This window comes from Aeromonas sp. HMWF014 (assembly GCF_963878295.1).
GTDB lineage: Bacteria > Pseudomonadota > Gammaproteobacteria > Enterobacterales > Aeromonadaceae > Aeromonas > Aeromonas popoffii.
The window spans coordinates 5765-7765 of the sequence record NZ_CAWNYS010000519.1 but is presented as its reverse complement, the minus strand read 5'-3'; the positions used below and the strand labels follow the sequence as shown (position 1 = coordinate 7765).

Genomic DNA, 2001 nt, shown 5'->3' with positions numbered 1-2001 from the left:
AGGCGGGATTGGCTTTGGCCACCGGGCAGTAGGCGGTGCAGACGGTGCATTTGATGCACTGATCGAAAGTTTGGTTGGCGTGATCCAGTAGCATGATTTACTCCTCCCGGGCCGGATTGAAAGCGCAAGGGACGCGGCAATGGGGTTGTCGAGCGGGCAGCGAACGGCCCGCAGTCAGGAAATGCAGGGTTGGCATCTCACACCCCTGCCAGAATATGGCAGGCGGCCTGCCAGCCGGTGGCAACGGCGACACCGGAGCCGGAGCCTTCGCGGATCGGATCATAGTGAGCCAGCACGCTGCCCGCCCCATAGAGGTTGGTGAGCGGCTTGCCGCCGCGCATTACCCGCAGCGTGTCATCCGTCTTGACCCCGAAGCCCATGAAGGGGTGGTGGTCGAACAGGCGGCGACCGGCCCAGGCGTCACGCTCCTCCAGACTCAGCACATCGGCATTGAAGATAGGCTCGCGAATGCCACGCAGCCGGGATTCGAGGCCGCGGCTGAAGAAGCTGCCGGAGGCGAGCACGAAGTTGTCCGCCTCGAACAGTTGGTCATCGCCATTCTGGCTGTGTACGCCTATGACTCTGTCCCCCTCATAGCGGGCGCCCAGCACCCGTTCGCTGGTGAGGAAGGTGCCGCCAAGGGCCAGGAAGCGGCGCTTGAGGGCCTCTTGCATCCGCATGCCGATGAGTGATGGCGGCATGGTCGCCACCTCCTTGATGGTGCAGCCGGTGCGTTTTTCCAGCTCCGCCAGACGGGGGCCGACCAGCCCCAGCGACAGGCAGGCGGGCAATACAACATGGCGGCAACCGGGATCGCTGCTCTCGTGCACCATGCGGCAGATCTCGCGAGCCAGATCTGCCAGCAGATCGGGCTGGTCGCCCTGTTGTTTGTCAAACAGGCGGGCTATGTCAGCAGAGCGAAACTCGTGGGGATTGCGGCTGAATTCGGCAAGCTGGGGCAGGCGAATTTCGCCCGTCATGATGTGGCAGTGGGCGAAGCGTGGATGGGTCGCCAGGTTGGCGGCTGCGAGCGCCGGGTGAAAGTCGCGAAACCCTTCCAGGGTAGCCAGCAAGATGGCATCGGGGGACGGTGCATCTGTCAGGCAGGCGCAGGTGTGGGGTGACAGCCAGGTGGATTTGAGGGTGCCTATGGGGGTCAGCCGCTGGTGGTTGGTCTCCTGGCGAAACAGGGGCAGCCCCTGCTCGTGGCAGTGGCGCTGCAGATCGGCGAGGCTCGCCTCTATGTTGGTCAGGCCTACTTTGCTGTAAGGGTGGTCCGGATGCTCGGCCATGAAGGCGGGCAGGGCGGTGCGGGGATCGCCGTCGCTCTCCAGCAGATCGATGGAGCCGGAGGAGAAGTGCAGGGCACTCTGGCCAGAGGCCATCAGCAGCGTCTTCTGACCCGCTTCGGCGAGGCGTAGCGCCGCCGAGAGGCCCGCCATGCCGCCGCCTATCACGATACTGTCAAATTTCATGACTGCACTCCTTGAGCCAATGGGGCCTGGCTGTGGTCTTCTGTCTTGGTCAGGGGGTCGAGAGGAAAGGGAGGCTCGGCCACCAGATGGGGCGCCGTCCACTCTCCCAGACCAAACAGCCCTTCGTAGATCCAGTAGGTAAACTCGGCTTCACGCAGGGCATCGCCCCACAGCACGGGGCGGGTGCCCTTGTAACGCTCTTCCAGGAATTGGCGCAGCATGACGCAGGCCTGACGGCCATCGGCCTTGCCATACTCCTGCATCAGACCGGCGGCGCGATAGGCGCACAGTTCACCCTGACAGGGGCCCATGCCCAGACGGGTGCGGCGGCGCAGGTCGATGAGGTTGTCCACGTCCAGCTCGCGCAGGGCATATTCGATTTCACCCGCGGTGACCATTTCGCACTCGCAGATGAGGGCGTTGGCCTTGGGATTGTCACGGAAGAAGGCGATGACCCGCTCGCCGTGGCGGTATTGGGCGGAGCCTTCGACCGGCACCGACAGACCGGGTGCGGAAACCTTCTCCG

2 protein-coding genes are annotated in these 2001 nt (G+C 64.2%); both read right to left on the bottom strand.

The window, feature by feature from the left end:
• Positions 1 to 197: 197 nt before the first annotated feature.
• Positions 198 to 1475, bottom strand: a complete 1278-nt coding sequence (gene glpB / locus AAC083_RS20460; RefSeq protein ID WP_108537583.1) for a glycerol-3-phosphate dehydrogenase subunit GlpB — start codon at positions 1473 to 1475, stop codon at positions 198 to 200.
• A partial coding sequence (locus AAC083_RS23385) for a (2Fe-2S)-binding protein (RefSeq protein WP_258224792.1) occupies positions 1472 to 2001 on the bottom strand: 530 nt, incomplete at its 5' end. The genes AAC083_RS23385 and glpB, both read right to left, overlap by 4 nt.